Genomic DNA, 20,051 nt, shown 5'->3' on the forward strand with positions numbered 1-20,051 from the left:
GACTACGCGATGACGCTGTACGCGAGAACTCCTCGCGTCATGGCGGCCATCGCCTGCCTGGCGGTGCGCCGCACGGCGTCCGAGGCGCCCGGCGCTTCGGCGAGCTGGCCGAGCAGGTCGAGCACCTGGCGGGACCAGCGCACGAAGTCGCCCGCCGGCATGTCGCCCTCCAGTCCGTGCACGCTGCCGAGCACCTTCGTGAGGCTCTCGCCGCGGGCCCACCGGTACACCGGCCAGACGAAGCCGAGATCCAGCTCCCGGGTGAGCTGAAGACCCCGCGAGTCCTCGTCCTCGCGCAGCTCCGACCACAGCTTCAAGGTGGCGTCGATGGCCTCGGAGACGTCGCCGCGCGGGATGGAGGCGCGGTCGTCGGACTCGCGGCGGGCCTCGTACACCAGGACGCTGGCGGCGGCGGCGAGGTCGGCGGCGCCGAGCCTGTCCCAGACGCCGGTGCGCAGGCACTCGGCGACGAGCAGGTCGGTCTCGGACCAGATCCTGGCGAGCATCCGGCCGGCGTCGGTGACGGTGCCGGCGGCGGAGAGGTATTCGCGGTCGGTGAGCAGGCCACAGACACGGTCGAACGTGCGGGCGAGGGAGCCGGTGCGGTTGGCGACCTTGCCGCGCAGCGCCTCGGTGTCGCGCTCCAGGCGCCAGCGCCGCTCGGCCCAGCGGGCGTGCTCCTCCCGCTCCGGGCACTGGTGGCACGGGTGCCGGCGCATCGAGGCGCGCAGCTGGTCGAGCTCGTGGTCGTCGACGGCGGACGGGTTGCGGGACCGCCGCCCGCGGGAAGCCGGCTCCAGCGAGAGGCGGCGCAGCTGTGCGGCGAGGTCCCGGCGGTCCTGGGCCGAGCGGTAGTTGAACTGCTTCGGGACCCTGACCCGGCCGAGGGACTCGACGGCCGAAGTGAAGTCGGCGCCGGAGATCCGGCCGGCCCAGCGGTCCTCGGTGAGCACGAGCGGCCGGGGCTCGCCGAAACCACGCCCGCCGACGCCCGGGTCGATGATGATCGCGAGGCCCGCGCGGCGGCCGGTGGGCACCCGGACGACGTCGCCGGGGCGCAGCCGCTCCAGGGACTCCAGGGCGGCGGCGCGGCGCTGCTGGGCGCCCTGGCGGGCGATCGCCCGCTCCCGGTCGGCGATCGCGACCCGGTAGCCGAAGTACTCGTCGAAGTCGCCGAGGTGGCAGGCGGTCTCGGCGCCGTACGTGGCGATCGAGTCGACGTTGCGCTGCACCTGCCGGGCCAGCCCGACCACCGAACGGTCCGCCTGGAACTGGGCGAACGAGCTCTCGAGCAGCTCGCGGGCGGCGGCGATGCCGACGCTGCCGACGAGGTTCACGGCCATGTTGTACGACGGCCGGAAGCTGGACTTCAGCGGATACGTCCGGGTGGACGCGAGCCCCGCCACGTGCCGCGGGTCGAGCTCCGGCGCCCACACGACGACGGCGTGGCCCTCCACGTCGATCCCGCGGCGCCCGGCGCGGCCGGTCAGCTGCGTGTACTCCCCCGGCGTCAGGTCGACGTGTGCCTCGCCGTTGTACTTGACCAGCCGCTCCAGGACCACGCACCGGGCGGGCATGTTGATGCCCAGCGCCAGGGTCTCCGTGGCGAAGACGGCCTTGACGAGGCCGCGGACGAACAGCTCCTCGACGACCTCCTTGAACGCGGGCAGCATCCCGGCGTGGTGCGCGGCGAGGCCCCGCTCGAGGCCGTCGAGCCACTCCCAGTACCCGAGGACCTGCAGGTCCTCGCTCGGGATGTGCTTGGTGCGCGACTCGACGATGGTCCGGATCTCGACCCGCTCGTCGGGCGCGGTGAGCCGCAGCCCGGCGGCGAGGCACTGCTGGACGGCGGCGTCGCAGCCGGCGCGGCTGAAGATGAACAGGATCGCCGGCAGCAGGCCCTCACGGTCCAGGCGCTCGACGATCTCGGGCCGGTAGGGGCCCTTGCGCCGCCCGCCCCGCGGGCCGGCCATCTCGACACGGCGGAGCATCTCCCGGTGGTGCCGCAGCAGCTCCGGATGCACGTCGTGCTTCTGCGCGGCCTCGGCGTCGTGGAAGAGGTCGAACATCCGCCGCTCGATGAGCATGTGCTGCCACAGCGGCACGGGCCGGTGCTCGCTCACCACGACCGTGGTCTCGCCCCGCACGGTGACGAGCCAGTCGGCGAACTCCTCCGCGTTGGACACGGTCGCCGACAGCGAGACGAGGGTCACCGAGTCGGGCAGGTGGATGATCACCTCTTCCCACACGGCGCCGCGGAACCGGTCGGCGAGGTAGTGCACCTCGTCCATGACGACGAAGGAGAGGCCTTCGAGGGTCGCCGAGCCCGCGTACAGCATGTTGCGCAGGACCTCGGTGGTCATCACGACGACCGGGGCGTCACCGTTGATCGCGTTGTCGCCGGTGAGCAGGCCGACGCGCTCGGCGCCGTACCGCTGCACGAGGTCGTTGTACTTCTGGTTCGACAGCGCCTTGATCGGCGTCGTGTAAAAGCACTTGCGCCCCTGCCGCAGCGCCAGGTGGACGGCGAACTCCCCGACGACGGTCTTGCCGGCACCGGTCGGCGCGCACACCAGCACGCCCGTGCCGCGCTCCAGCGCGTCACAGGCCTCGGCCTGGAAGTCGTCGAGGGTGAAGTCCAGCTCATCGACGAACTCGGTCAGGGCAGGACGCTGAGCCCGCCTTTGCGCCGCTTCGTACCGCTCGGCGGGGGTGTTCATGACCCCAAGGCTAGGCGAAAGATGCCCGGATCCGCTCATGGGTATCGTGCTGGCGTGCCGGAAAGCGCTGAACCACCAAGTACATGGCGGCCCGTCGAGGCCGTGCTCCTGGACTTCCACGGGACGATCGCGCAGGTGGAGGACCCCGTCAGGTGGGTGACGGCGGCGGCTTCGAGCCTCGGCACCACCCTGGACCGTGGGAAGGCCACGGTCCTCGCCGACCGGCTGATGACGGCCGGGCGGGCCGGCGGGCCGAAGCCGCACCGCGTGCCGGCGCACCTCGCCGAGGTGTGGGCCGACCGGGACCTGTCCGTCGCCGCGCACCGGGCCGCATACGAAGGGCTGGCCGCGACCGTCGACGCCGACCTCGCCCAGGCCCTCTACGACCGGCTGCTCATCGCCGACGGCTGGCAGCTGTACGCCGACACCGTCCCGACCCTCCAGGCGCTGCGGGCGCGTGGCGTGCCGGTCGCGGTCGTCTCCAACATCGGCTTCGACCTGCGCGACCTGGCCGGCCAGCTGGGCTTCGCCGACCTGGTCGACGAGTTCGTCCTCTCGTACGAGGTGGGCCGCTGCAAACCGGATCCCGCCATCTTCTGGAAGGCCTGCGCGGCGCTGCGCACCGACCCGGAGCGGACCCTGATGGTGGGCGACTCGCCCGCCGACGCCGGCGCCGCCGCGGCGGGCTGCAGCGTCCTCGTCATCCCGGAGAGTGACCCGGGCAAAGTTCACGGCCTGGGCGCGGTGCTGCGCCTGCTTTAAACCTTGCGGCCGTTGGGCACCATTGTCGCAAGACCGCCTGTGCGCTTGTCGGCTCCCGGCCAGGCGGCCACAGTGCAGGGGATACGTCGACTACCTTCCTTCCGGAGGATCATCATGCCGTTAGGCCGTTGGAACCCGTCAGAAGCTCTTGCCCGCATCGAGTCCGAGGTCGACCACGCCGCTTCGCGCGCCCATTCCGCCTCCGTCTCCACCACGACCGAGGGCGACGACCTCGTCATCACCGTCGACGGCGTCGACCCGAGCAACGTCGACGTCCAGGTCTCCGGCGGCCGCCTCACCATCAAGGGCGGCGGCGGCACGAGCACCTCGTCGCACCACGAGGAGGGCGGCGCGACGTTCTCGTCGAGCTCGTCCAGCTCCAGCTCGTTCAGCCGCAGCTTCTCGCTGCCCGACGGCGTGACCGAGTCGGACGTCTCCACCACCCCGTCCGCGAACGGCGTCACCGTCCGCATCCACAACGCCGCCTAGACGATCAGCCGCAGGGCACCGGGCACGCACTCGACCGTGACGGGGAGCGGGCAGATCCGCTCCCCGTCGGCGTACGCCGTGACCCCCTCCGCGGCCAGCTCGATCCTGCGCGCCCGGAACGTCCTGACCCGCGGGTCGTGCACGTGCGTCCCCTTGAACACCCTGGGCCGCAGCCGCATCAACGTGCGCCGGTTGAGCGGCTCGGCGACGACCACGTCCAGCAGCCCGTCGGTGGGGTCGGCTCCGGGCACGATCCGGAAGCCACCGCCGTAACTCTCGGTGTTGCCGATCGCGACCAGCACCGAGTCGAAGACGCTCTCCTCGTCGTCGATCCGCATGGTGTACGACCTGCTGCGCAACGCCAGCAACTCCTCGACGATCGCCAGGTTGTACCGCTGGGGACCACGCGGCCAGCGCATGCGGTTGGCCCGCTCGTTGACGAACGCGTCGAACCCGGCCGCCATGACCGCCCCGAACCACGCCGTGGTCCCGTCGGCCCCCTCGACCCGCGCGAGGTCCACGCTCCTCGTGGTCGTGCTTGCCGCGATCGCCTCGGCCGCCCGCAGCGTGTCCCCGGGCAGCCCGAGCCGGACCGCGAAGTCGTTGCCGGTCCCGGCGGGCACGATCCCGAACGGCGCCCCCGTCGCGGCCACCGCCTGCAGCCCGAGGTGCACCGTGCCGTCCCCGCCCATCGCGACCACGGCCCGGCCGCTCAGGACGGCCGCCTTGCCCTGCTCCACCATGCCGTCCCGGCTGGTCGCGGTGACCACGTCGACCGCGTGCCCACCGGCTTTGAGCCGCGCCACGACCTCAGGCAGCAGTCCGGCCCGCCGCCCTTTACCGGCGGTCGGATTGGCGAGCAACGCGATGTCCATCGCACGGATGCTAGGCGGTGACTCCCCCACCGCTGTCGCGGCGGGGCCCGGCGGGGATTCTCACCCGCACCCCAATGCGCCGCTCCGCGACGCACTGCCCGCGCTGAGGCGCGTGGCAGGGCAAGCGGCGCGTGCGCGCCGCATCCGGTGGTTGCTCACCGTCCGGGCCGGACGGTGAGCGCGGCGACTGGCCACTCGCGTCGTCTCCTCAGCAGGTTTCCAACTCGGCAGTGGACAGCCGGAAACGGCCGCGCCTGCACTCCAGGCACGCATGCCGCAAGTCGACCCCGGCGGCCTCAGGCAGCAGTCCGGCCCGCCGCCCTCGGATTGGCGAGCGGCCCGATGTCCACGCGAGGATGCCAGGGCCTTCCCCGCCCACCGGGAACCACACCGGGGCTGCGCCCGCGGCGTGCGCGCCGGGCCGAAGCCCACGGCCGGCCGAACCAGGCGCCGGCCGGCCGTGGGCACACCGGACCAGAGGCCGGCCGAAGCACACGCCGACCGGAGCTGGGGCCTGCGCTTCTCGTGATCCGGAAGACTTCGTGCACCGGGTCCCCGGCGCGGACAGCACGACGCCCGCCGGCTGATGCGCGGCGGGCGTCGGGACTGAGCGGGTGGGTCAGGTGATGTCGTCGTACCGGCTGTCGAGGGACCTCGGACGCTCGACCGGCGTCGGGCCGTCCACCGGGGTGGGTGCCTCGATCGGGTCGTAGCCGCCGACTGAGGTGGCCGCGGCGACCGGCTCCGGCGCGAGGTCGTCGATCGAGGAGATCTCGTCGTCGGCGACGTCGGCGTAGATCGACTGGTTGCGACCCTTGCGCCTGTCGTTGAGCAGGGCGACGCCGACCGCACCGAAGTACAGCAGCGACATGGCGACGGCCAGCCCCGACATGGTGAAGGGGTCCGGGGTCGGGGTGGCGACCGCGGCGAAGGCGAAGAAGATGAAGACGACGGCCCGCCACCAGCTGAGCAGCTTCCGCCCGCTGAGCACGCCGGCGAAGTTGAGCATCATCGCGATGAGCGGGAACTCGAACGCGACGCCAAAGACGACCATGCCCGTGGTGATGAAGTTGACGTAGCGCGTGATGTCCAGCGAGGTGTGGACGACGTTCTCATCCGGCAGCAGATACTGCAGGCCGTGGCCGAGAGCGAACCAGGCGAGGAACGCGCCGAGCGCGAACAGCGGCGCCGCGATCGAGATGAAGATGTAGGCGTACTTGCGCTCATGCTTGTGCAGGCCGGGAGCGATGAAGGCCCACAGCTGGTACATCCACCACGGCGCCGTGATGATCAGGCCGAGCCACAGGCCGACCTTCAGCTCAAGCAGGAAGAAGTCCGCCACGCCCAGCTGCACGAAGTCGCATGTGCGGCCGCGCGACTTCATCACGTCGCAGACGGGATCCTGGACCTTGATGATCGCAGGATCGGAGAGCCAGTAGCCGACGCCGAACCCGAGAACGAGGCCGAGACAGGCTTTGAACAGGCGGTTGCGCAGCTCCCGCAGGTGCTCCATGAGGGTCATGGAGCCGTCTGCGGCGCGTTCGAACTGCGACGGTGCCCGGTCCTGGCGCCGCCTGGCGAGGATGCTCACGACGCTCGAGTGCCTCAGCGCTCGGGGACGCGGTTGACGGGGTCGACGGTCGGCGCGGGCGACGGCCGGTTGTCGTCGATCGTGCCCTGCAGCGGCGCGCGACCCGACTGGGCCTCGGCCTTGGCGTCGACGTTGTCCTCGGCGAGACCCTTGGTCTCGGCCTTGATGATCCTCAGCGATCGACCCAGCGACCGCGCCGCGTCAGGCAGACGCTTGGCGCCGAACAGAAGGATCAGCACCACCACCAGCACGATGATGTGCCACGGCTTGAGTGCACCCATGTGAAGCCACCTCACTGTCTTTATGCTGCCCGACCCATCGTACTGGTCACTTCGGGTGACGGGCAGAGGCCGGGTTGCGGGAAGGGGTCCGGCCGCTGAAGTCCTGACGAGTGTTGACGCTGAACTGCCCGATCGTCAACCATCCGTCCGGACAAAGGTGCTATTTGCCCAGTTGATCCGCAAGGTTTCTTAACTGTTAGCGAGCGGCGGGGCGCTGGTCAGCGTCTTCGAGCTCGCCGCGGCGCGCCTGGATGACCAACGCCTGCTCCTGCATGGCGGCCAGGCGGGGCTGCATCGCCTCGGCGGTCTGCTGCAGGCGGGCCAGGTGGGGCTGGAGTCGCTTCTCGCCGTCGAGGAGCCTGCGCTGCAGGGACTGCGCGGTGTTACCGAACTGACGCAAGCGACCGGCCGTCGACATCACCACGGCGATGAGGACGATCAGCGCGACCAGGACGATGCCACCCGAGATCCACCAGAGCACCCACCGACCTTAAACCACCAGCTACGGCAGTGCCGGGATGGGCGCGTCGTAGGCGGCGAGCGCGGCGCGCGCCGTGGCGGCCACCGACGCGACCAGCTCCGGCGGCGACACGACCGACACCTCGGCGCCCAGCCCGAGCACCATCCGCCGGGCCCAGTCCAGGTCGGAGGCGCGCAGCGAGACCGTCCAGTGCTCGCCCGGACCCCGCACGACCTCCTCGCACGGGTACTGCTCGGTGATCCACCGCGCGCCGCGGCCCACCCGCAGCGTGATGAGCGGCAGGTCGGACGTGGGCCGGAAGAGGGTGCCGGCGCGCGTGTCGGTCGGCTGCGCCTGCACCGGCACGCGGGCGGGCTCGTCCAGCTCGGTGGAGGCGTCGATCCGGTCGACCCGGAAGAGCCGCACCGCCTGGGCGCGGCGGCACCACGCCTCCAGGTAGGCCCAGCGGCCGACGACGAGGACCCGCATCGGGTCGACGACGCGCTCGGTCGTCTCGTCGCGGGTCGCGGTGTAGTACGTGATCCGCAGCGCGTGCCGGCGGTCGACGGCGCCGCGCAGCTCCTCGAGGCGGTCGGCGTTGCCGGGGAGACGGACCGCCACGGCCGCGTCGGCGAGGTCGCCGGCCGCGTGCTCGATCTTCGCCAGGGCCCGGTGGACGCCGTCGCGCTCGCCGACGCCAGGGGTCTCGGCGAGCATGCGGAGCGCGACGATGAGCGCGAGGGCCTCGTCCGGCGTGAGGCGCAGCGGGCGGTCGATGCCGGCGTCGTACATGACGGTGACGCCGTCGCCGATGAACGCCATGTCGATCAGGTCACCGGGACCGTAGCCCGGCAGGCCGCACAGCCACAGCAGCTCGAGGTCCTCGCGCAGCTGGCGCTCGGTGATGTCGTGGTCGGCGGCCGCCTCGGCGAGGGTGATCCCCGGCCGGGCCTGCAGGTAGGGCACCAGGTTGAGCAACCGGCCGAGCCGGTCGACGGACGTGGTCATACCGCAACCTCCGCGCGGGCCTCGGAAGGTGCGCCAGCGACGATCTCCTTGAGGCGCTTGACGACCTCGTCGCGCAGCGGCGGCGGGTCGAGCACCACGACGTCGGCGCCATACCCGACCAGCCAGCCGGCGAAGAAGTCGATGTCGGCGTAGCGCAGCGTGAGCCGGTCGCCCTCCGGTGTGGCCACGCACGACTCCGCCCAGCGGCGCACGCCCGCCGCGCGGCCGGGCCGCACCAGGACGGTCGCCCGGATGGTGCGCTCGACCGGGCCGCTCGTCTTCGCGACGTAGGCGATCAGGTCGACCTTCGGCGGCTCGTACGCGCCGCGCCGGCCCACTCTCCGGACGCCGGAGACGATCCGGGACAGCCGGAAGCACCGCTCCGCCCCGCGCTCCAGGTCGTGGCCGACGACATACCACCGGCCGCGCCAGCAGACGACGCCCCACGGCTGCAGCTTGCGGGCGCGGGCCGTGTCGCGCTCGGGCACGTGGTAGTCGAACGTGACCGCCTGCCGGTCGCGGACGGCGGCGGTGAGCGGCTCGAAGGCCGGGTCGACGGTGACGACCGCCTCGACGCCGAGGGTGGCGTGCGGGTCGACGTCGATGCCGCCGGCGCGCAGCTTCGCCAGGCCGGACGACGCGGCGGCGGCGAGGCCGGTCTGCTGCCACAGCCGCGCGGCGATGCCGACGGCCGCCGCCTCGTCGGGCTCCAGGGGGATGTCGGGCAGCGCATACTCGCGACGGGCGATGCGGTAGCCGGGCTCGTTGTCCCACACGGAGGGCGTGCCGATCTCCAGGGGCACGCCGAGCTCGCGCAGCTCGGCCTTGTCCCGCTCGAACTTGCGCTGGAACGCCTCGTGGTCGCGCTCGTCCTCCGGGTCGTGCTCGTAACCGGGCACGATGGAGGCGATCTGACCGGCGGTCAGGAAGCGGCGTGTCGAGAGCAGGCAGATCACCAGATTGACCAGGCGCTCGGTTCGGGTCCGCGACACGCCAGCGAACCTACCAGCCCGAACGCCCGTGCGGCGTCGCCCACGCGGTGACGGTTCGTTACGTCACGACGCGGTCACGGCGCGCAGACACGGTAGGTTGTCCCGATGATCCGCTGGCGCTGGGGGACGGTCGTCGCGCCCCGTACATCGTGGCACGGCAGCGTCGAGGTGGAGGTGGCCCTCGAGGCGCGCCGGCCGGACGACCCGGAGCGGGTCCGGGCCCTCGCCTACCCGGCCCTGGTGGGCACGCCGCAGGTCGGTGACCGGGTGCTGCTGAACGTCAACGCGCTCGCCCTGGGTCTCGGCACCGGCGGGTACGCCCTGGTCGTCGCGATCCCGGACCGGCTGCCGGACGACGTGGACGCCCCCGGCCACGTGGTCAAGGCGCGCTACACGCCGCTGCAGGCGGTCGTCCTGGCCGCCGACGAGGAGGCCTCGCCGCTTCGCGACGCACTGGTCAACAGTTCCGACATCTCCGGAATGCCGGTGGTGATCGCAGACCTGCACTCCGCGCTCCCCGCCATCCTCGCCGGCGTCCACGCCGACCGGCCTTCGGCGAAGGTCGCGTACGTGATGACCGACGGCGGCGCGCTGCCCGCCTGGTTCTCCCGCACCGTCGACGCCCTGCGCCCGCTGCTCGCCGGCACGGTCACCACCGGCCAGGCGTTCGGCGGCGACCTGGAGTCGACCAACGTGCACAGCGGCCTGCTCGCCGCCCGCCACGGGCTCGGCGCCGACCTGGCCATCGTCACGCAGGGCCCCGGCAACCTGGGCACCGGCACGTCGTGGGGCTTCTCCGGGGTCGCCGCGGGCGAGGCCGTCAACGCGGTCGCGGCGCTGGGCGGCCGGCCGGTCGCCGCGCCCCGCATCTCCGGCGCGGACCCCCGGCCCCGGCACCGCGGGGTGTCGCACCACAGCCTGACCGCATTCGGGCGGGTCGCGCTCGCGCCGGCCGACCTCGTCGTGCCGTCGGACCTGGAGGCCGACCTCGCGCTGGTCGTACACGAGCAGCTGCGGCCGCTGTGTCCACCGCACCGCATCGTCACGCCCGTGGCCGAGGACCTGGAGCCCGCCCTGCTGGCGCTGCCGGTGCGGCTGTCGACGATGGGTCGCCGGTACGAGGAGGACCGCGCCTACTTCCTCGCCGCGGCGGCGGCCGGACGGGCGGCGGCCCAGAGCCTGCCGTCAGGCCTTGGCGAGGGCGGCGTTGGCGACTGACTGCAGCTGGCTCAGGTGGTTGGCCTCCGGGGCCGCGGCGACCACCAGGTAGACCGCGACGATCGCCTTGCCGCGGCGGGCGAGCAGCGTCTTGGACTTGTCGCTGAGTGCGGCCTCGCCGACGCCGCCGACGGCCTCGAGGGACTTGATCGTCGTCCAGAGCTTCTGCGACTGGGCCGCGTCGGGGAACGTGAGCGCGACGATCGTGACCTGGTCGCCGCCACCGTTGCCGAAGGGGCACATCCGGGCCTGGGCGTTGAGGCCGAGGCTCTGCACGGCCTGGCCGTACTGCGCGACGGCGGCCGCGCCGTCACCGGCGCTCGCCTGCACGGACAGCCCGGTCGACTTCTGCACCTGGGCGGGGGTGATCAGGCCCTGGCAGCCGTCGGAGACGACCACCGGGGGCAGCGACGGGGACGGCAGGGGCAGCGCGGACGCCTCGCCGCCGGACGTCGGGACGGCGGGCAGCGGAGTGCGGCGCTCGCCGTCGTCCGTGCAGCCGGCCAGCAGAATGCAGATCGCCCCGGCCGTGAGCAGCCGCTTCACGGCGCCGCCTCCGCTGCGCTCCGGCGCCACCGCGACCGAACCCTGCAACCCCGGCTCGCGGCCCGAGACGCTCCGCTGGCCGCTCACGAGTACACCACCAGGGCGGTCATGACGGCGATGATGAGCACCAGGGTGAGCGCCAGGACCCAGGTCGGGATGGCCGGGCCGTCGGTCCGGTTGCGCTCGATCTCCTCGCGGATGCGCTGCAGCCGGCGACCGTGACGGTTGGACCGCGGCTTGTCCGGGTTTTCGCTCGCCTTCGGCTTCGGGTCCTCCGAAGGGGCGGGCTGACCGGCGGGGTTGTCATCCATAGCGCCGGCCAGCCTAACCCAACGTTCACATACTGGCGATCAGTCGGTCGACGCGCTCGTCGTAGGCCCGGAACGGGTCCTTGCACAGCACGGTGCGCTGCGCCTGGTCGTTGAGCTTCAGGTGGACCCAGTCGACGGTGAAGTCGCGGCGGCGCTCCTGCGCGTGCCGGATGAACTCACCCCGCAGGCGGGCCCGCGTGGTCTGCGGCGGGGTCTCCTTCGCCTCGAAGATGTCCAGGTCGCTGGAGACGCGGTCGACCTTCCCGCGGCGCTCGAGCAGGCCGTAGAGGCCCCGTCCGCGGCGCAGGTCGTGATACGCCAGATCCATCTGCGCGACCCGCGGGTGCGACAGCGGCAGGTCGTGCTTGGTCTGGTAGCGCTCGATCAGGCCGAGCTTGGTCACCCAGTCGATCTCGCGCTCGACACCCTTGAGGTTGCCGGTCTCGACCGCGTTGAGCACCCGCCCCCACAGCTCCATGACCCGCTTGGTCGGCGCGTCGGCGCCGCGCCGGTCGAGGAACTCGGTGGCCTTGTCGAAGTACTCCTGCTGGATCTCCAGCGCGCTGACCTCCTTGCCGCTGGCGAGGCGGACCCGGCGGCGGCCGGTGATGTCGTGGGACACCTCCCGGATGGCGCGGATCGGGTTCTCCAGCGAGAGGTCGCGCATGGCGACGCCGGCCTCGATCATCCGCAGCACGATGTCGGCGGTGCCGACCTTGAGCAGCGTGGTGACCTCGTTCATGTTCGAGTCGCCGACGATGACGTGCAGCCGCCGGTAGCGCTCGGCGTCGGCGTGCGGCTCGTCGCGGGTGTTGATGATCGGGCGGGACCGGGTGGTCGCCGAGGAGACGCCCTCCCAGATGTGCTCGGCGCGCTGCGACAGGCAGTACACGGCGCCGCGCGGGGTCTGCAGCACCTTGCCGGCGCCGCAGATGAGCTGGCGGGTGACCAGGAACGGGATCAGGATGTCGGCGAGACGTCCGAACTCGCCGTGCCGGCTGACCAGGTAGTTCTCGTGGCAGCCATACGAGTTGCCGGCGGAGTCGGTGTTGTTCTTGAACAGGTAGATCTCGCCCGCGATCCCCTCGTCGTGCAGCCGGCGCTCGGCGTCGACCAGCAGGCCTTCGAGGATCCGCTCGCCGGCCCGGTCGTGGGTGACCAGGTCGGGCACCGAGTCGCACTCGGGCGTCGCGTATTCCGGGTGGGAGCCGACATCCAGGTAGAGGCGCGCGCCGTTGCGCAGGAACACGTTGCTGGAACGGCCCCACGACACGACGCGCCGGAACAGATAGCGGGCGACCTCGTCAGGCGACAGGCGGCGCTGTCCCCGATAGGTGCACGTGACCCCGTATTCGGTCTCAAGGCCGAAAATTCGCCGGTCCATGTAGGAACATTAGCCGCCTGAGCGCCGTTGTGACCCTATTGCGCCCGCAGACTTTGTGTATACGCCTCGCAGGTGACGAAGTCCGGCAGCCGTCCCTCGGCCCGCATCTGCGCGAACGACGGCGCCACGGCGTCCCTGGCGGACAGCTGCGGCTCGTCGACGGGCCAGACGATGCCGAGATCCGGGTCGAGCGGGTGGATGCCGTGCTCCCCCGTCGGGTTGTAGGTCTCCGAGCACAGGTAGGTGATCGTCGCGTCGTCGGTGAGCGCGCAGAACCCGTGCCCCAGACCCTCGCTCAGGTAGAGGGCGCGGCGGTCGACGTCGTCGAGCTGCACGCCCTCCCACCGGCCGAATGTCGGGGATCCGACCCGGATGTCGACGACGACGTCCAGCACGGCGCCCCTGGTGCAGGTGACGTACTTGGCCTGTCCGGGCGGCACGTCGGCGAAGTGGATACCGCGCACGACCCCCCGCCCGGAGACCGACACGTTGCCCTGCGCCAGCCGCAACGGGTGGCCGACCTCGGCACTGAGCTGCTCGAACCGGTAGAACTCCAGGAACAACCCACGGGGATCGCCGTGCAGCACCGGGGTGATCTCCCAGGCACCGGCGATCGAAAGCTGACGGAACTTCACGTGTGCGGCCCCACCCGTCGCAGTGTCGTTGGCTGGCTCGGTCGGCTCATTGTGCGGGCGGCGGTCAGGCTTCCCAATCGAGCAAATGGATCAGGTAATCGCCGTAGCCACTCTTGCGCAACGGCTCCGCCAATGCCCGCAGCTGTGCGTCATCGATGAAGCCCGCTCGCCAGACGACCTCTTCGACGCAGCCGATTTTCAGGCCCTGCCGCTCCTCGATCACCCGGACGAACTCGGCGGCCTGGACCATCGTGTTGAACGTACCCGTATCCAGCCACGCCGTGCCGCGATCCAGGATTGCCACGTGCAATTCGTCGCGTTCGAGGTACGCGGCGTTGACCGCGGTGATCTCCAGCTCGCCGCGGTCGCTGGGCTTGAGCTCCCGGGCGATCTGCACCACCCGGTTGTCGTAAAAGTACAGACCAGGCACCGCGTACCGCGACTTCGGGCGTGCTGGCTTCTCCTCGATCGACAGCACCTTGCCGTCGGCGTCGAACTCCACGACGCCGTAGTCCTGCGGGTTGGCCACCGGGTAGGCGAACACCCGCCCGCCCTTGAGCTCGGCGTTGTCGGCGAGGCGCTGGCCCAGCAGCGCGCCGTGGAAGATGTTGTCGCCGAGCACCAGCGCGACGGTGTCGTCGCCGATGAAGTCGGCGCCGATGATGAACGCCTGGGCGAGCCCCTCGGGGCGCGGTTGCGCCGCGTAACTGATCTCGAGGCCCCACTGGGTGCCGTCGCCGAGCAGTCGCTGGAACTGATCCTGGTCTTCGGGGGTGGTGATGACGAGGATCTCGCGGACCCCGGCCATCACCAACGTGGTCAGCGGGTAGTAGATCATCGGTTTGTCGAAGACGGGCATGAGCTGCTTCGACACCGCTTTTGTCAGCGGCCAGAGGCGGGAGCCGGTGCCACCGGCGAGGATAATGCCACGCACCCGGCCACCTTACGGGTAGTCGACACCCTCGGTCGACTCAGCGTCCAGGTGGGTGCACTAGACTCCCGATCCCGTGAGAATCCTCGTCACCGGCGGTGCCGGGTTCATCGGCTCCCACTACGTCCGCACCCTCCTCGGAGGCGGTTACCCGGCCTATGCCGGCGCGGCCGTGACCGTGCTCGACAAGCTCACCTATTCCGGCAATCGGGACAATCTGGCATCCGTGGCCGGTTCGTTCGACTTTGTCGAGGGTGACATCTGCGACGCCGACCTGGTGGAGCAGCTCATGCCCGGCCACGACGCCGTCGTGCACTTCGCCGCGGAGTCGCACGTCGACCGGTCGATCCTCGGCGCCGGGCCGTTCGTGACCACCAACGTCATCGGCACCCAGGTCCTGCTCGACGCGGCGCGCCGCGCGGGTGTCGGCCGCTTCCTGCACGTCTCGACCGACGAGGTGTACGGGTCGATCGACGAGGGCTCGTGGACGGAGGAGTGGCCGCTGCAGCCGAACTCGCCGTACTCGGCCTCGAAGGCGGGCTCGGACCTGCTGGTGCTCGCCTACCACCGCACCCACGGGATGGAGGTCGTGGTCACCCGCTGCTCCAACAACTACGGCCATTACCAGTTCCCCGAAAAGGTCATCCCTCTTTTCGTCACCAACCTCATCGACGGCCAGCAGGTCCCGCTGTACGGTGACGGCGGCAACATCCGCGACTGGCTGCACGTCTCCGACCACTGCGCCGGCATCCAGCTCGCGCTGGAGAAGGGCCGCGCCGGCGAGGTGTACAACATCGGCGGCGGGCGCGAACTGACCAACAAGGAGCTGACCGAGGTGCTCCTCGAGGCGACCGGCCGCGACTGGTCCGCGGTGCGTCCCGTCGAGGACCGCAAGGGCCACGACCGGCGCTACTCGCTGAGCCACGAGAAGATCAGCAACGAGCTGGGCTACGAGCCGGCCGTCACGTTCGAGGACGGCATCACGGCGACGGTGGCCTGGTACAAGGAGAACCGCTCCTGGTGGGAGCCCCTGAAGACGCGCGCGGCGCTGTGACCCGTTACCTGGTCACCGGCGCCGGCGGGATGCTCGGCCAGGACCTCCTGGCGGCGCTGGACGGCCGGGCGGTGACCGCGTTGAAGCGCGCCGACCTGGACATCACCGACCCGCACGCGGTCCACGCCCTGGTCGACGGCCACGACGTGGTGTTCAACGCGGCGGCGTGGACCGACGTGGACGGCGCGGAGAGCGCCTACGAGTCCGCGCTCGCCGTCAACGGCACGGGCGTGACGGTGCTCGCCCAGGCGTGCCGCGCCTACGGTGCGCGGCTCGTGCACGTCTCGACCGACTACGTGTTCAACGGTGCCGGGACGTCGCCGTACGCCGAGGACGCGCCGACCGAGCCGCTGAACGCCTACGGGCACAGCAAGCTCTTCGGCGAGACCAGCGTGCTGACCACGCTGCCCGACTCCGGGTACGTGGTGCGCACCGCCTGGCTCTACGGCGCGCAGGGCCGCAACTTCGTCAAGACGATGCTGCGCCTCGCCGCCACCCGCGACTTCCTGGACGTGGTCGACGACCAGGTCGGCCAGCCGACCTGGTCGCGGGACCTGGCGGTCCGGCTCGTCGAGCTCGCCGACTCCGCCGCCCCCGCCGGGATCTACCACGGCACGGCGTCGGGGCAGACCACGTGGCACGGGCTGGCGCAGGCGGTGTTCGAGCTGTGCGGGCTCGACCCCGCGCGGGTCCGGCGGACGACCAGCGCGGCCTACGTGACGCCGGCCGCGCGGCCCTCGTACAGCGTCCTCGGCCACGACCGGTGGGCCGTCGCGGGGATGGCGCCGATGCGGGACTGGCATAGCATGCTGGCCGAGGCGCTGCGCGAGCCCGCGTTCGCGGCGGGCGTGGGCGCCGTCGGCAGTGGGGGTGCGGCGTGAAGCTCATCATCGTCACGGGCGTGACCGCCCTGGCGGTCCTCGCCTTCATGGTCGAGCTGCTGCGGCGGCGCCAGCTGCAGGAGAAGTACGCGATCCTCTGGCTGGCCGTCAGCATCGTGATCCTGCCGATGGCGTTCTTCCCGCCCATCATCAACAACGTGGCCGAGGCGCTCGGCATCAAGTCCGGGGTGAGCCTCGTGCTCTTCCTCGGCATCGTGTTCCTGCTCATGGTCACGGTGCACCTCAGCTGGGAGGTGAGCCGCCTGGAGGAGGAGACCCGGACCCTGGCCGAGGACCTGGCCCTGCTGCGCAGCGAGCTCGGCCGCCCCCGCGAATCGTCCGCCGTGCCGGCCCCCCTGTCCCCGTCCTCGGACCTTCCCGCTGGGGCCTCTGATGATCAACGGTAAGAAGGTCCTGATCATCGTCCCGGCCTGGAACGAGGCCGGCTCCATCGCCGACGTCGTCGCCGAGGTCCGCGGCGAGCTGCCCGGCGTCGACATCATCGTGGTCGACGACGGCTCCTCCGACGACACCGCCGTGCGGGCCGCCTCGGCCGGCGCGATCGTGGCCCGGCTGCCGTTCAACCTGGGCGTCGGCGGGGCGATGCGCACCGGCTACCGGTATGCCCGCGACCACGGCTACGACGTCGCCATCCAGGTCGACGCCGACGGGCAGCACGACCCGCGGTACATCCCGAAGCTCGTCGACGCGCTCGACGAGCACGATCTGGTCATCGGCGCCCGGTTCGCGGGCGAGGGCGGCTACAGCGTCACCGGCCCGCGCAAGTGGGCGATGCGGATGCTCTCGGCGGTGCTGTCCCGGCTGGCCCGCACGAAGCTCAGCGACACCACGTCCGGCCACCGGGCCTGCAACCGCAAGCTGATCGAGTTCTTCGCCCACTGGTACCCGGCGGAGTACCTGGGCGACACGATCGAGGTCCTCGTCCGGGTCGCCCGCTCCGGCTACCGGATCACCCAGATCCCGGTGGCGATGCGCCCCCGGATGGCGGGCACCCCGAGCGCCTCGCCGATGAAGTCCACGATCTACCTGGGCCGCGCGGGCATCGTGCTGCTCCTGGCCCTGATCCGCACCTGACGTCGCCGCGTCCCGGCCGCCTGGCTCTGCAGTCTCTTCAGGCGGCCGGCTCGCCCGCTGCCGGGTCTCCCCGCCGCGGGCCTGGTGCCGTTCCTGCCGCAGGGTGCATTGCCGCCTGGTGTACCGCGGCCGGCTCCATCACTGTCGGCCGTGCTGCCGGCGGGTGTACCGCCACCGGGTTCTCCGCGGCTGCCGAGGTTCCGCGGCCGGCCGGTTTCCGCCGCGGGGCTTTACGCGGCCGGGCGCAGCTGGGTCAGGGCGCGCAGTGCGTCGGTGAGCGAGATCGGCCGGTCGTTGACCTCGGTGGCCAGGCACCATTCGACGTACTGCCGCATCAACGTCGACGGCTTCACGCCCTTGCTCTTCGCCACCGCGGCCAGGCGCTGCGCCACGTCCGACGGCAGGCGCATCGAGTAGACGGCCATGACCTCCGCGTCCGGCTTCGGTGGCAGCGCCGGCGTCGGCGCCCCCCGGTCGAACGTGAACTCCCCTGCCGCGACCGCCGCCACCATGGCGTCCATCTGCTGCTCGCTGAGCGGATCGGTGCTCATGCTGCGCTCGCCTCCCATTTCTCGAACTCGGCGAGCTCGTCAGGGGTCATGTCCCGCGCTCCGAGAATCCCCCAGCTGAACTGGCCTTCCTGCTTCACCACGACGATCAGCGCCCGGCCCGCCTCGGTCCGCGCCCAGATGCTGAGCGCCGGAATCCCCAACGCGAAGCCCGGCAGCGGCCGCCGCCGGTCGGCGTTCAGCGCCTGCAGCACCTCGACGTCGGTGATCCCGACCAGCGCCGCCAGCGTCGCCGGCCACCAGCGGTACGGCATGCCTCCAATGTACGACGCCCGTCAGACTTCCGTCCACGCCCCCACCCGTGGCGTCTCCGGCCGCCAGTTGATCGAATCGCGGATCCGGTCGTCCACGTAGCCGGATCCGCTACTCGATCAAGAACGCCGGTGCGGCATGTGCCCGGAACGACAACGCGCGAGCCTCCCGGAGGAGGCTCGCGCGGTGGTACGGCTGGACGTCGGCCGGTCAGGAGGTGGGCTTGTCCGTCTCCGTCTCCGTCTCCGTCTCCGTCTCCGTCTCCGGGGCGGGGCCGCTGGCGTTGTCGGCGGGGGTGCTCGGGGAGGCCGGCGGCTGGGGCTTGTCCTCCAGGCCCTCCTCGACCGACTCGGCCTTCGCCGGGTCGTCCAGGATGGCGGTGAGGGCGAGGCCCGTCAGCCGGCGGAACGTGCGGCCCGGGCGGTGCCGGTCCAGGACGGCGACCTCGAGCTGGTTGGCCGCCAGCTTCCTCGGCTGGCCGCCCTCGCCGCCGACGCTGCCGAGACCCTCGACCGCGAGCTTCAGGGCTTCAGCGAGCGTCTGGTCGGGCCGCAGGCGGGTTTTCACGGCGCCGGAGATGGTGTCGGACTGGCCGCCCATGGTGACGAGGCCGGGCTCGTCCTGGACGGAGCCGTCGTACGTGATGCGGTAGAGCTCGTCGTCGTCGGCGGTGGCGCCCACCTCGGCGACGCAGATCTCGACCTCGTACGGCTTCTGCTCCTGGGTGAAGATGGCGCCGAGGGTGCGGGCGTAGGCGTTGGCGACCTGGCGCCCGGTGACGTCGCGGCGGCCGTAGGAGTAGCCGTGCAGGTCGGCGAGCCGGACGCCGGCCGAGCGCAGGTTCTCGAACTCGGGGTAGCGGCCGACGGCGGCGAAGCCGATCCTGTCGTAGATCTCGCTGACCTTGTGCAGGGCGGTCGACAGGTTCTCCGCGACGAAGAGGACGCCGCCCTCGTAGCTGAGCACCACGACGCTGCGACCGCGCGCGATGCCTTTGCGCGCGTATTCCGAGCGATCCCGCATGATCTGCTCGGGCGAGGCGTAGAACTGCATGGCCACGGGGCGGGTTCTCCTTCTGACGTGGGAGCTTGCTGACGTGGGGGCGGGGGGACGGAGGGCTCAGACGCCCGGGTTGTCGGCGCGCTCGGCGATGACGGCCTCGGCGACCGCGCGGGTCTCCTCGTCGGTGAGCCGGTGGGTGCCCTCGACGGTGGCCGTCATGATGACCGGGAAGATGCCGCGCAGCAGGTCGGGGCCGCCGGTCGCGGTGTCGTCGTCGGCGGCGTCGTAGAGCGCCTCGACGGCGATCTTCACGGCCTCGGCGGTGGTGATGCCGGGCTTGTACCGCTTCTTCATCGACGACTTCGCGAACAGCGAACCCGAGCCGATCGAGTCGTAGCCGCGCTCCTCGTAGACGCCGCCGGCGACGTCGAAGCTGAAGATGCGCCCGGCCTTGTCGACGGACTTGGCGTCGACGTCGAACCCGGCGAACAGCGGCACCACGGCCAGGCCCTGCATCGCGGCGCCCAGGTTGTTGCGGACCATGGTGGCGAGGCGGTTGGCCTTGCCCTCCAGCGAGAGCATCGAGCTCTCGATCTTCTCGTAGTGCTCCAGCTCGACCTGGAACAGGCGCATCATCTCCAGGCCGAACCCGGCGGTGCCGGCCATGCCGACCAGCGAGTAGGCGTCGGCGGCGAAGACCTTCTCGATGTCGCGCTGGGCGATGAGGTTGCCCATCGTCGCGCGCCGGTCGCCGCCCATGAGCACACCGTCGGCACAGGTGATGGCGACGATCGTGGTCGCGTGCGCGCTCACGTCGGCGGCCATGCCGGGCGGCAGCGGCCGGCGACCCGGGAGCATCTCGGGCGCGACGGCCGACAGGAACTCGCTGAACGACGAGGTCCCCGCGGCGTGGAACGCGGCCGGCAGACGCCCAGAGTGGTCAAGACCCGTCGGCAACGGAGCTCCCTTCACAAGGATGATCGACTGTAGTTGAC

At 71.4% G+C, this 20,051-nt stretch carries 23 protein-coding genes; 7 read left to right on the forward strand and 16 right to left on the reverse strand.

The features are described from left to right. Positions 1–2 precede the first annotated feature (2 nt). Positions 3–2,720, reverse strand: a complete 2,718-nt coding sequence (locus ACQEVZ_RS54510) for a DEAD/DEAH box helicase (RefSeq protein WP_433383732.1) — start codon at positions 2,718–2,720, stop codon at positions 3–5. A 21-nt stretch (positions 2,721–2,741) separates the two neighbouring features. Between ACQEVZ_RS54510 and ACQEVZ_RS54515 the strand changes: the two genes are divergently transcribed. Then, positions 2,742–3,482: an HAD family hydrolase gene (locus ACQEVZ_RS54515; protein ID WP_344502194.1), complete on the forward strand. Its 741-nt coding sequence runs from the start codon at positions 2,742–2,744 to the stop codon at positions 3,480–3,482. A gap of 114 nt (positions 3,483–3,596) precedes the next feature. Then, positions 3,597–3,971: an Hsp20/alpha crystallin family protein gene (locus tag ACQEVZ_RS54520; protein WP_344502193.1), complete on the forward strand. Its 375-nt coding sequence runs from the start codon at positions 3,597–3,599 to the stop codon at positions 3,969–3,971. Here the strand turns inward: ACQEVZ_RS54520 and ACQEVZ_RS54525 are convergent. The 6 genes from ACQEVZ_RS54525 to ACQEVZ_RS54550 all read right to left on the reverse strand — a co-directional run bounded on the left by ACQEVZ_RS54525 (position 3,968) and on the right by ACQEVZ_RS54550 (position 9,178). Beyond that, a complete protein-coding gene (locus tag ACQEVZ_RS54525) occupies positions 3,968–4,846 on the reverse strand; it encodes a diacylglycerol kinase (protein WP_433383735.1) in 879 nt (292 codons plus the stop codon). The two genes, ACQEVZ_RS54520 and ACQEVZ_RS54525, sit on opposite strands and share 4 nt — an antisense overlap. Before the next feature lie 619 nt (positions 4,847–5,465). Then, positions 5,466–6,368, reverse strand: a complete 903-nt coding sequence (tatC, locus tag ACQEVZ_RS54530; protein ID WP_433386177.1) for a twin-arginine translocase subunit TatC — start codon at positions 6,366–6,368, stop codon at positions 5,466–5,468. 83 nt (positions 6,369–6,451) lie between these two features. Further along, the gene (tatA, locus tag ACQEVZ_RS54535) at positions 6,452–6,718 is read right to left on the reverse strand and encodes a Sec-independent protein translocase subunit TatA (RefSeq protein ID WP_344502190.1); all 267 of its coding nucleotides are present in this window, start codon (positions 6,716–6,718) and stop codon (positions 6,452–6,454) included. Between the two features lie 196 nt (positions 6,719–6,914). Next, a complete protein-coding gene (locus tag ACQEVZ_RS54540) occupies positions 6,915–7,199 on the reverse strand; it encodes a hypothetical protein (protein WP_344502189.1) in 285 nt (94 codons plus the stop codon). A 21-nt stretch (positions 7,200–7,220) separates the two neighbouring features. Beyond that, a complete protein-coding gene (locus tag ACQEVZ_RS54545) occupies positions 7,221–8,186 on the reverse strand; it encodes a helix-turn-helix transcriptional regulator (RefSeq protein WP_433383737.1) in 966 nt (321 codons plus the stop codon). Beyond that, positions 8,183–9,178, reverse strand: coding sequence for a helix-turn-helix transcriptional regulator (locus tag ACQEVZ_RS54550; protein WP_433383739.1), 996 nt, complete (start codon positions 9,176–9,178; stop codon positions 8,183–8,185). Before ACQEVZ_RS54550 ends, ACQEVZ_RS54545 begins: the two co-directional genes overlap by 4 nt. A 105-nt stretch (positions 9,179–9,283) precedes the next feature. Between ACQEVZ_RS54550 and ACQEVZ_RS54555 the strand changes: the two genes are divergently transcribed. Continuing rightward, positions 9,284–10,396: a DUF3866 family protein gene (locus ACQEVZ_RS54555; protein WP_433383741.1), complete on the forward strand. Its 1,113-nt coding sequence runs from the start codon at positions 9,284–9,286 to the stop codon at positions 10,394–10,396. On the opposite strand, the gene ACQEVZ_RS54560 is transcribed toward ACQEVZ_RS54555, so the two are convergent. From ACQEVZ_RS54560 to rfbA, 5 genes are all read right to left on the reverse strand, one after another. Next, entirely contained in the window at positions 10,364–11,029 is a 666-nt protein-coding gene (locus ACQEVZ_RS54560; protein WP_433383743.1) for a hypothetical protein, read from the reverse strand. The two genes, ACQEVZ_RS54555 and ACQEVZ_RS54560, sit on opposite strands and share 33 nt — an antisense overlap. Beyond that, positions 11,026–11,253: a hypothetical protein gene (locus tag ACQEVZ_RS54565; protein WP_433383745.1), complete on the reverse strand. Its 228-nt coding sequence runs from the start codon at positions 11,251–11,253 to the stop codon at positions 11,026–11,028. Before ACQEVZ_RS54565 ends, ACQEVZ_RS54560 begins: the two co-directional genes overlap by 4 nt. Positions 11,254–11,278: 25 nt before the next feature. Beyond that, positions 11,279–12,637, reverse strand: a complete 1,359-nt coding sequence (gene pafA, locus ACQEVZ_RS54570) for a Pup--protein ligase (protein ID WP_360572691.1) — start codon at positions 12,635–12,637, stop codon at positions 11,279–11,281. A 35-nt stretch (positions 12,638–12,672) separates the two neighbouring features. After that, positions 12,673–13,272 (reverse strand): dTDP-4-dehydrorhamnose 3,5-epimerase family protein, encoded by a 600-nt coding sequence (locus ACQEVZ_RS54575; protein WP_344502182.1) that lies wholly within the window; start codon positions 13,270–13,272, stop codon positions 12,673–12,675. Positions 13,273–13,336: 64 nt separating this feature from the next. Continuing rightward, positions 13,337–14,206 (reverse strand): glucose-1-phosphate thymidylyltransferase RfbA, encoded by an 870-nt coding sequence (rfbA, locus tag ACQEVZ_RS54580; RefSeq protein WP_344502181.1) that lies wholly within the window; start codon positions 14,204–14,206, stop codon positions 13,337–13,339. Between the two features lie 73 nt (positions 14,207–14,279). Between rfbA and rfbB the strand changes: the two genes are divergently transcribed. The 4 genes from rfbB to ACQEVZ_RS54600 are packed head-to-tail and all read left to right on the forward strand — an operon-like array spanning position 14,280 to position 17,233. Beyond that, positions 14,280–15,257 (forward strand): dTDP-glucose 4,6-dehydratase, encoded by a 978-nt coding sequence (gene rfbB / locus ACQEVZ_RS54585; protein ID WP_433383748.1) that lies wholly within the window; start codon positions 14,280–14,282, stop codon positions 15,255–15,257. Continuing rightward, positions 15,254–16,138: a dTDP-4-dehydrorhamnose reductase gene (rfbD, locus tag ACQEVZ_RS54590; RefSeq protein WP_344502179.1), complete on the forward strand. Its 885-nt coding sequence runs from the start codon at positions 15,254–15,256 to the stop codon at positions 16,136–16,138. The genes rfbB and rfbD overlap by 4 nt, the downstream gene beginning before the upstream one ends. Then, complete coding sequence (locus ACQEVZ_RS54595; protein ID WP_344502178.1) at positions 16,135–16,545, forward strand: DUF2304 domain-containing protein; 411 nt, start codon at positions 16,135–16,137, stop codon at positions 16,543–16,545. The genes rfbD and ACQEVZ_RS54595 overlap by 4 nt, the downstream gene beginning before the upstream one ends. Continuing rightward, positions 16,532–17,233, forward strand: coding sequence for a glycosyltransferase family 2 protein (locus ACQEVZ_RS54600; RefSeq protein WP_344502177.1), 702 nt, complete (start codon positions 16,532–16,534; stop codon positions 17,231–17,233). Before ACQEVZ_RS54595 ends, ACQEVZ_RS54600 begins: the two co-directional genes overlap by 14 nt. Positions 17,234–17,463: 230 nt before the next feature. Here ACQEVZ_RS54600 and ACQEVZ_RS54605 read toward each other — a convergent pair whose 3' ends face one another. The 4 genes from ACQEVZ_RS54605 to prcB all read right to left on the reverse strand — a co-directional run bounded on the left by ACQEVZ_RS54605 (position 17,464) and on the right by prcB (position 20,013). Next, positions 17,464–17,784: a hypothetical protein gene (locus tag ACQEVZ_RS54605; protein ID WP_344502176.1), complete on the reverse strand. Its 321-nt coding sequence runs from the start codon at positions 17,782–17,784 to the stop codon at positions 17,464–17,466. Then, a complete protein-coding gene (locus tag ACQEVZ_RS54610) occupies positions 17,781–18,056 on the reverse strand; it encodes a hypothetical protein (RefSeq protein ID WP_360572683.1) in 276 nt (91 codons plus the stop codon). The genes ACQEVZ_RS54605 and ACQEVZ_RS54610 overlap by 4 nt, the downstream gene beginning before the upstream one ends. Positions 18,057–18,264: 208 nt before the next feature. After that, positions 18,265–19,113 carry a proteasome subunit alpha gene (gene prcA, locus ACQEVZ_RS54615; RefSeq protein ID WP_433383751.1) on the reverse strand — a complete coding sequence of 283 codons (849 nt, stop codon included), beginning with the start codon at positions 19,111–19,113 and terminating at the stop codon, positions 18,265–18,267. Between the two features lie 60 nt (positions 19,114–19,173). After that, the gene (gene prcB / locus ACQEVZ_RS54620; RefSeq protein ID WP_344502173.1) at positions 19,174–20,013 is read right to left on the reverse strand and encodes a proteasome subunit beta; all 840 of its coding nucleotides are present in this window, start codon (positions 20,011–20,013) and stop codon (positions 19,174–19,176) included. Between the last annotated feature and the right edge of the window lie 38 nt (positions 20,014–20,051).

It is taken from the genome of Dactylosporangium sp. CA-152071 (assembly GCF_050936335.1).
In the GTDB taxonomy this organism is placed as follows: domain Bacteria; phylum Actinomycetota; class Actinomycetes; order Mycobacteriales; family Micromonosporaceae; genus Dactylosporangium; species Dactylosporangium maewongense.

Coding starts and splice junctions, on each gene's coding strand:
- ACQEVZ_RS54510 (WP_433383732.1), bottom strand. CDS start 2,720: ATGAACACCCCCGCCGAGCGGTACGAAGCGGCGCAAAGGCGGGCTCAG.
- ACQEVZ_RS54515 (WP_344502194.1), top strand. CDS start 2,742: ATGCCCGGATCCGCTCATGGGTATCGTGCTGGCGTGCCGGAAAGCGCT.
- ACQEVZ_RS54520 (WP_344502193.1), top strand. CDS start 3,597: ATGCCGTTAGGCCGTTGGAACCCGTCAGAAGCTCTTGCCCGCATCGAG.
- ACQEVZ_RS54525 (WP_433383735.1), bottom strand. CDS start 4,846: ATGGACATCGCGTTGCTCGCCAATCCGACCGCCGGTAAAGGGCGGCGG.
- tatC (WP_433386177.1), bottom strand. CDS start 6,368: ATGACCCTCATGGAGCACCTGCGGGAGCTGCGCAACCGCCTGTTCAAA.
- tatA (WP_344502190.1), bottom strand. CDS start 6,718: ATGGGTGCACTCAAGCCGTGGCACATCATCGTGCTGGTGGTGGTGCTG.
- ACQEVZ_RS54545 (WP_433383737.1), bottom strand. CDS start 8,186: ATGACCACGTCCGTCGACCGGCTCGGCCGGTTGCTCAACCTGGTGCCC.
- ACQEVZ_RS54555 (WP_433383741.1), top strand. CDS start 9,284: ATGATCCGCTGGCGCTGGGGGACGGTCGTCGCGCCCCGTACATCGTGG.
- ACQEVZ_RS54565 (WP_433383745.1), bottom strand. CDS start 11,253: ATGGATGACAACCCCGCCGGTCAGCCCGCCCCTTCGGAGGACCCGAAG.
- pafA (WP_360572691.1), bottom strand. CDS start 12,637: ATGGACCGGCGAATTTTCGGCCTTGAGACCGAATACGGGGTCACGTGC.
- ACQEVZ_RS54600 (WP_344502177.1), top strand. CDS start 16,532: ATGATCAACGGTAAGAAGGTCCTGATCATCGTCCCGGCCTGGAACGAG.
- ACQEVZ_RS54605 (WP_344502176.1), bottom strand. CDS start 17,784: ATGAGCACCGATCCGCTCAGCGAGCAGCAGATGGACGCCATGGTGGCG.
- ACQEVZ_RS54610 (WP_360572683.1), bottom strand. CDS start 18,056: ATGCCGTACCGCTGGTGGCCGGCGACGCTGGCGGCGCTGGTCGGGATC.